Source organism: Pseudoduganella sp. RAF53_2, from assembly GCF_052113985.1.
Taxonomy (GTDB): domain Bacteria; phylum Pseudomonadota; class Gammaproteobacteria; order Burkholderiales; family Burkholderiaceae_D; genus Rugamonas.
On record NZ_JBFRDW010000280.1, the window covers coordinates 1 to 7,334 of the forward strand.

At 60.5% G+C, this 7,334-nt stretch carries 9 protein-coding genes and 3 tRNA genes; all 12 read right to left on the reverse strand.

The annotated features are described in order from the left end of the window. Positions 1-2: 2 nt before the first annotated feature. Positions 3-78 (reverse strand) — tRNA-Gly (locus tag AB4Z11_RS17180). A gap of 42 nt (positions 79-120) precedes the next feature. Next, positions 121-196: transfer RNA gene (locus tag AB4Z11_RS17185), tRNA-Gly, on the reverse strand. A 64-nt stretch (positions 197-260) separates the two neighbouring features. Further along, positions 261-336 (reverse strand) — tRNA-Gly (locus tag AB4Z11_RS17190). A gap of 83 nt (positions 337-419) precedes the next feature. Next, entirely contained in the window at positions 420-1,004 is a 585-nt protein-coding gene (gene pgsA, locus AB4Z11_RS17195) for a CDP-diacylglycerol--glycerol-3-phosphate 3-phosphatidyltransferase (protein WP_442026456.1), read from the reverse strand. Positions 1,005-1,069: 65 nt separating this feature from the next. Further along, entirely contained in the window at positions 1,070-2,923 is a 1,854-nt protein-coding gene (gene uvrC, locus AB4Z11_RS17200) for an excinuclease ABC subunit UvrC (RefSeq protein ID WP_442026457.1), read from the reverse strand. After that, positions 2,916-3,314, reverse strand: coding sequence for a holo-ACP synthase (gene acpS / locus AB4Z11_RS17205; protein WP_442026464.1), 399 nt, complete (start codon positions 3,312-3,314; stop codon positions 2,916-2,918). Before acpS ends, uvrC begins: the two co-directional genes overlap by 8 nt. Next, entirely contained in the window at positions 3,311-4,069 is a 759-nt protein-coding gene (pdxJ, locus tag AB4Z11_RS17210; protein ID WP_442026458.1) for a pyridoxine 5'-phosphate synthase, read from the reverse strand. Before pdxJ ends, acpS begins: the two co-directional genes overlap by 4 nt. Before the next feature lie 7 nt (positions 4,070-4,076). After that, positions 4,077-4,925 (reverse strand): DNA repair protein RecO, encoded by an 849-nt coding sequence (gene recO / locus AB4Z11_RS17215; protein ID WP_442026459.1) that lies wholly within the window; start codon positions 4,923-4,925, stop codon positions 4,077-4,079. Further along, the gene (era, locus tag AB4Z11_RS17220) at positions 4,925-5,827 is read right to left on the reverse strand and encodes a GTPase Era (RefSeq protein WP_442026460.1); all 903 of its coding nucleotides are present in this window, start codon (positions 5,825-5,827) and stop codon (positions 4,925-4,927) included. Before era ends, recO begins: the two co-directional genes overlap by 1 nt. Positions 5,828-5,843: 16 nt before the next feature. Then, positions 5,844-6,635 carry a ribonuclease III gene (gene rnc, locus AB4Z11_RS17225; protein WP_442026461.1) on the reverse strand — a complete coding sequence of 264 codons (792 nt, stop codon included), beginning with the start codon at positions 6,633-6,635 and terminating at the stop codon, positions 5,844-5,846. 6 nt (positions 6,636-6,641) lie between these two features. Further along, positions 6,642-7,028, reverse strand: a complete 387-nt coding sequence (locus AB4Z11_RS17230) for a DUF4845 domain-containing protein (RefSeq protein ID WP_442026462.1) — start codon at positions 7,026-7,028, stop codon at positions 6,642-6,644. Between the two features lie 28 nt (positions 7,029-7,056). After that, the coding region (gene lepB / locus AB4Z11_RS17235) for a signal peptidase I (protein ID WP_442026463.1) at positions 7,057-7,334 on the reverse strand (278 nt) is incomplete at its 5' end.

A 7,334-nucleotide genomic window follows, 5' to 3' on the forward strand; every position in this document is an offset into this window, starting at 1 on the left:
ACTGGAGCGGGAGAAGAGTCTCGAACTCTCGACCTCAACCTTGGCAAGGTTGCGCTCTACCAACTGAGCTACTCCCGCTTGGAGTTACAACTATCTTTACTACTGACTGCCCCAGCGAACTGGAGCGGGAGAAGAGTCTCGAACTCTCGACCTCAACCTTGGCAAGGTTGCGCTCTACCAACTGAGCTACTCCCGCATTTCGAAGGAACCGTATTATCGCAGAAACATTCCTAACTTTCCAGCGATTGTTGCTGATGACCTGGAGCGGGAGAAGAGTCTCGAACTCTCGACCTCAACCTTGGCAAGGTTGCGCTCTACCAACTGAGCTACTCCCGCATCGCTCTTTACTGCTCGCCGTCATCAACAGCAGGCCAGCATTATAGAGGATACAGATGCCCTGTCAAGGGCAACATTGGCATTTAGCTCAAGTTCCCCGCTTTTTCTTTAATGAGCGGCCAGGCCTTCTGCAGGTAGTAGCACATCGACCATACCGTCAGCACGGAGGCCAGCCACAGCARCTTCTCGCCCCAGTAGCGCGTGTCGATGGCGCCAAACACCACTTCGTAGTACAGCAGCATCGGAATCGCGACCATCTGGGCCGCAGTTTTGATCTTGCCCAGCGAGCTCACCGCCACCGATTTGGACGCGCCAATCTGCGCCATCCATTCACGTAGCGCGGAAATCGTGATCTCGCGGCCGATGATGATAAAGGCCAGGATGGCGTTGCAGCGGTCCAGCTGCACCAGCACCAGCAAGGCGCCCGTGACCATCAGCTTGTCGGCGACCGGGTCCAGGAAGGCGCCAAAGGCGGACGTCTGGTTCCAGCGGCGGGCCAGAAAGCCGTCAAACCAGTCGGTAATGGCGGCGATGATGAATACGAGGGTTGCCGCAAAATTGCGGTCGTGCAGGGGAAGCCAGTTTTCGGGGAGGTAAAAGACGCCTACTACCAGGGGAATCAGTGCTACGCGGAGCCAGGTCAGCAGAATCGGAATATTGAAAGGCATAGGCGATCTTATTGAATTGTAGTTATGCGCCGCTAGTGTATAACGGCGATGCCGCCAATGCCAGTTTAGTGCAGTTGTTTGTAGATTTCCTCGGCCAGCGTGCTGCTGATGCCTTCAACGGACATCAAATCCTCCACACTGGCGTTCATCACGCCGCGCAAGCCGCCGAAGCGCGCCAGCAGCTTCTGGCGCCGTTTGACGCCAATGCCTTCTATCTCCTCCAGGCGCGAGGTCTGGCGGGCCTTGGCGCGCTTGGCGCGCATGCCGGTGATGGCGAAACGGTGGGCTTCGTCGCGGATCATCGCGACCAGCATCAGCGCCGCGGACTCTTTGCCCAGCTCCTGCGGCGCGCGGCCGTCGACGAAGACCAGCGTCTCCAGGCCCACGCGGCGCCCTTCCCCTTTGGCTACGCCGACGATCAGGCTGATGTCGAGGCCCAGTTCCACAAAGACCTGGCGCGCCATTTCGACCTGGCCTTTGCCGCCGTCGATCAGCACCACGTCCGGCATCACGCCATCGCCGCCGGCCACTTTTTCGTAGCGGCGCGTGAGCACCTGCCGCATCGCAGCATAGTCGTCGCCCGGCGTGATGTCGTTGATGTTATACCGGCGGTATTCGCCGTTTTGCATCTGGTGGTGATGGAACACCACGCACGACGCTTGCGTCGCTTCGCCTTGCGTGTGACTGATGTCGAAGCATTCCACGCGCAGCGTATCGAGGTCTTCGTTTTCGAGACCCAGCACATCGGCCAGCGCGCGCGTACGCGATTGCTGCGAACCCTGTTCGGACAGCAGCCGCGCCAGCGAAATCTCGGCGCCCTTCTGCGCCAGCTCCAGCCATTGCCGGCGTTGGCCTTGCGGCTGGAAGATCAGATTGATGCGGTGGCCGCATTGCTCCTGCAGCGCGATGATCAGCTCCGGCTGATCGAACTCGATGTTCAGGATCAGCGTGCCGGGGATGTATTTCTCCGTGTAGTGCTGGACCAGGAAAGCTGCCAGCACCTCAACTTCAATCGCGTGTTCGGCCACGGCTTCCGCATCCATCACATGGGCCGGGAAGTAGGCGCGGTCCCCCAGGTGGCGCCCGCCGCGCACCATGGCCAGATTGACGCAGGCGCGGCCGCCCTGCACCACCACGGCCAGCACATCGACGTCCTGATCGCCGGTCGTCTCCATGCTTTGCTGGTGCAGCACTTTGGACAGCGACTGGATCTGGTTGCGCACCGATGCCGCCTGCTCGAACTTCAGGTCCGACGCATAGGCGAGCATCTTCTGCTCCAGTTCTTCCATCACCTCGGTCTGGCGGCCACGCAGGAAGCGCGCGGYGTTATTGACGTCGTTGCGATAGTCCTCCGCGGAGATCAGGTCCACGCAAGGCGCGCTGCAGCGGCCGATCTGGTGCAGCAGGCAGGGACGCGTGCGGTTCTGGTACACGCTATCTTCGCAGGTGCGCAGCAGGAAGACCTTCTGCAAGATCTGCATCGATTCCTTCACCGCCCACGCGGACGGGAAAGGCCCAAAGTATTGGTTCTTCTTGTCGACCGCGCCGCGGTAGTAGACCATGCGCGGGAAGTCGTCGCCCGTGATCTTCAGATACGGGTAGGACTTGTCATCCCTGAACAGGATGTTAAAGCGCGGCTGCAGCGTCTTGATCAGGTTATTTTCCAGGATCAGCGCTTCGGCCTCGCTATGCGTGACCGTCGTCTCCAGGCGTGCGATGCGCTCGACCATCATCGCGATGCGCGGGCTGGCCAGATTCTTCTGGAAATAGCTGGATACGCGCTTCTTCAGATCGCGCGCTTTGCCGACGTAGAGCACTTTGTCTTCTGCGTCGAAATAGCGGTAGACGCCCGGCAGGTTGGGCAGCTTGGCCACGGTGGCCAGCACCTGCTCGCGCGAATCGTTGCTCTGTTYAGTCATTCGCTTGCTCGACGATCGCGTAGGCGACCGCGTAATCCTCTTCATCGCTAACGGAGACATGCGCCGTCAGCCTGTGTTCCTTCATATAGCCGGCCAGCGCGCCGCTGAACACCATCACCGGCTTGCCGTTGTCCGCATTCAGCATCTGCGCCGCATGCCAGGACATCGGCGGCGTCAGGCCCAGGCCGAGCGCCTTCGAGAAAGCTTCCTTTGCCGCGAAGCGCGTCGCCGCGTAGCGCACGCCACGCACGGGATTGCGCTCGCAGCGCTCGAAGTAGACCTTGATTTCGTCCGGACCGAGTATCTTGCGCGCGAAGCGCTCGCCGCTGCGTTCCAGCGCGGCGGCAATGCGTGGAATCTTGCAGACGTCGGTGCCGATCCCGTAGATCATTTTGCTCCCAGGCGGGTCGACACCATGATGGCCTTCATCTCGCGCACGGCGTTTTCCCAACCGGCGAAGATGGAATGGGCGACGATGGCGTGGCCGATGTTCAGTTCCGCGATGTCCGGGATGGCGGCAATCGCCTGCACATTGGTGTAGTGCAGACCGTGGCCGGCGTTGACCTTCAGGCCTTTCTCGACGCCCCAGCGCACGCCGTTCTTCACACGCTCCAGTTCCTTCAGCTGCGCTTCGCCTTCAGCGTCGGCATAGGCACCGGTGTGCAGTTCGATCACAGGTGCGCCGACATCGGCGGCGGCGGCGATCTGCTGCTCATCGGCGTCGATGAACAGGGACACGCGGATGCCCTCCCCTTGCAGCTGCTTGACTGCAGCGGCGACTTCCTTGTGATAGCGGATCACGTCCRGGCCGCCCTCGGTGGTCACTTCGGTGCGCTTCTCAGGCACCAGACACACGTCGGCCGGCTTGATGCGGCAGGCGAAGTCGATCATCTCCTGCGTCACGGCCGCTTCCAGATTCATGCGGGTGATCAGCTGCGGCGCCAGCGCGATCACGTCGGCGTCCTTGATGTGGCGGCGGTCTTCGCGCAGGTGCAGGGTGATGCAGTCGGCGCCGGCCTGTTCGGCCAGCAGCGCGGCACGGATCGGGTCTGGATACACGGTGCCGCGCGCGTTGCGCAGGGTGGCCACGTGGTCGATATTCACGCCCAGGTCGATCACCGGGCCGGATGGGTGCAGGAAGCTCATATTCTTTTTACAGTTGCATCAGGTCGATCAGAATCTGGCGCGTGTTCAATGGCGCGCCACCCAAATGGTGGGCCAGCAGGAAGCGCATCAGCTGCTTGCTTTGCGCTTGCGTGGTGGCGTCGTGGTAATCCTCGCGGTCCATGTCCAGCAGGGTCTGGCCCAGCACACGCGGTGCGTTATCGCTGGCGCGTTCGGGACGGGGGCCGCGTTCGGGGTCCACAACGTACTGTACATCGGCTTGCACTTTTTCGCGCGAGTCGATGCTGCGTGTAAGGTCCGCCGCCACGCCCGTAGCCCTAAGTAAGGCCATTTCGAATTTGCGCAAGACGATGGGCGCAGGTTCGTTGTGCGCCAGCTGGTTCAGCGTGGACACGTAGTGATCGAACAATGCCGGATGGGCATCGTCGCGCGCAGTCAGCTTGACCAGCAGTTCGTTGAGGTAGAAGCCGCACAGCAGTGCGGTGCGTTCGAGGGGCAGCATGCCGCCGACCCATTCGGCATCGGTCAGCGTGCGCAGTTCGTTCTTGCCGGTCCAGCTGGCGGACAGCGGCTGGAAGGTTTGCAGCACGCCGCGCAGCTGCGAGTGCGGACGCTTGGCGCCCTTGGCGATCAATGCCACGCGGCCGTAATCGCGCGTGAACATGTCGACAATGAGGCTGGTTTCCTTGTAGGGATAGCTATGCAGCACGAAGGCCGGCTGGCCCTGAACGCGGGTACCGACCGTGCGTTCCGCGCGCGCCGGCGCCTTGCGCCTGGTCGTCGCAGCCGAGCCCGTGTCTCCTTTGGCGCCTGACCCCAGATTCACATTGGGGTCAGGCGCTAGATGGGACACGGGCTCGGCAATTGCGTCGGACATTATTCGTAGCCGTAGGCGCGCAGGCCAGCCTCGTTGTCAGCCCAGCCGGATTTGACCTTGACCCAGATTTCCAGATACACCGGACCGCCAAAGAGCTTCTCCATGTCCAGGCGGGCCTGGCTGCTCACCTCTTTCAGGCGCGCGCCCTTGTTCCCGATGATCATGGATTTGTGCGAGTCGCGCTCCACCAGGATGGCGGCAAAGATGCGGCGCAGATTGCCTTCCTGCTCGAACTTCTCGATCAGCACCGTGGAGGTGTAAGGCAGTTCATCGCCTACAAAGCGGAACAGCTTTTCGCGCACGATCTCGGACGCCAGGAATTTCTCGCTGCGGTCGGTGATGTCGTCTTCGCCGAAGATCGGATCGTTCTCCGGCAAGAAGCGCTTGATCTCGTTCTGCAGGCCGTCCAGCTGGAAGCGCAGCTTGGCGCTGACCGGCACGATGGCGGCGAAGTTGAACTTGGCCGACAGCTGCTGCGCAAACGGCATCAGCACGGCTTTGTCCTTCACGCGGTCGGACTTGTTGATCACCAGGACCACCGGCACGTTTTTCGGCAGCAGGYCCATCACCTGCTGGTCGGCCTGGCCGAAGGTGCCCGCTTCCACGATGTACAGAATCACATCGGAGGAATCGAGGGTATTGGTAACGGTCTTGTTCAGCGTCTTGTTCAGCGCATTCGAATGGCGCGTCTGGAAGCCCGGCGTATCGACGTAGATGAACTGCGCATCGCTCACGGTCTGGATGCCGGTGATGCGGTGGCGCGTGGTCTGCGCCTTGCGCGAAGTGATGCTGACCTTGGCGCCGATCAGGGTGTTCATCAGCGTCGACTTGCCCACATTCGGGCGGCCGACGATGGCAATGTATCCGCAGCGGAAGCCGGCGGGAGTAGGTGCATTCGTCATGATACGGACTCTTAAATTATTTATTCGCCAGCTGCTTCTTTTCCGCCGGCTGGTCGCTCTGGACCGTGGCGATGCCGGCCAGCTTCAGCTGCGTAGCGCGCGGCTTGGATTTGCGCGTGGTGCCAGGTGCTTTTTGCAATGCCTGTTCGGCCACTTCCAGCGCCAGCTTGGCCGCCGCCTGCTCGCCTGCGCGGCGGCTGCCACCGCGGCCATACACCTGGATGCCCAGCTTGGGTACCAGGCACTCGATCTCGAATTCCTGGCTGTGCGCGGCGCCATGGGTGGCCACGACATTGTAGGTCGGCAGCGAGATCTTTTTCGATTGCAGGAATTCCTGCAGCAGGGTCTTGGCGTCCTTGCCCAGGGTCTGCGGATCGACGGAATCGAGAATCGGGATGTAGAAGGAACGGATCGCTTTGGCGGCATTATCGAAGCCGCCATCCAGGAACACGGCGCCCAGCAGGGCTTCCAGCGTGTCGGCCAGGATCGAAGGACGGCGGAAGCCGCCCGATTTCAATTCGCCCTCACCCAGGCGCAGGAACTGCGACAGCTCCAGCTTCTGGGCGATTTCGTACAAGGATTGCTGCTTCACCAGGTTGGCGCGCAAGCGGGACAGGTCGCCTTCGTCGATCGCGTTATAGCGTTCGTACAGGATCGAGGCGACCACGCAGTTCAGAATGGAGTCGCCCAGAAATTCCAGGCGTTCGTTATGCAAACTGCTATGGCTACGGTGCGTCAGGGCCTGCTGGAGCAATCCAGCATCCTTGAACGTGTAGCCTAATTTGGTTTGCAATAACTCTAATTTCATTGTGTCTTATTGGTCGTTTTTAACTGGTGGTCCGTTCTTGGCCGTGGAACCGGAATATTCCAGCAGCAGGCTGGCAGGCCCGAACAGCGGAATTTTCTTCTCGTAAGCGAAGCTCACTTCCGTCTCGCCATTCTCGCGCGAAATGATCAGGTCACGCCCTGTCAAGGTACTGATGTAGTTTACTTCCGCGCTGCGATCGAAGGAATCCTGGATCGCCTTCGCCGAATCGCCGGCCGACTTGGYCTTGACGATTGCCGACGAAATCGCACGGTACTCGCTGTAGGTCGGCACGATCTTCATGGCCAGCACGCCGAGGAAGCCAAGAATGGCCAAAACGACGATCAGACCCACCAGAGAAATGCCCGCCTGCTGCTTCAGACCCTTAACTTGCATAAATCCACTCTCCCCGCTGATAGTGAAATTAATGAATGCTGCCAATTCGTTTGATATTGCCCAGGCTCGTGTTCATCCACACGAAAAATGCCTTGCCGACGATGTTCTTGTCCGGCACGAAGCCCCAGTAGCGGCTATCGGCACTATTGTCCCGGTTATCGCCCATCATAAAGTAGTTTCCGGGCGGAACGACGCACGTAAAGCCTTCATACCGGTAAGTGCAGGCTTCGTGATGCGGGAAATCCTTCACTTCGCTCAGATTCAGCGTTAATGCACGCTCATCGTTAAGCACGCGATGGGCCACGC

Coding starts and splice junctions, on each gene's coding strand:
- rnc (WP_442026461.1), bottom strand. CDS start 6,635: ATGAAATTAGAGTTATTGCAAACCAAATTAGGCTACACGTTCAAGGAT.
- recO (WP_442026459.1), bottom strand. CDS start 4,925: ATGTCCGACGCAATTGCCGAGCCCGTGTCCCATCTAGCGCCTGACCCC.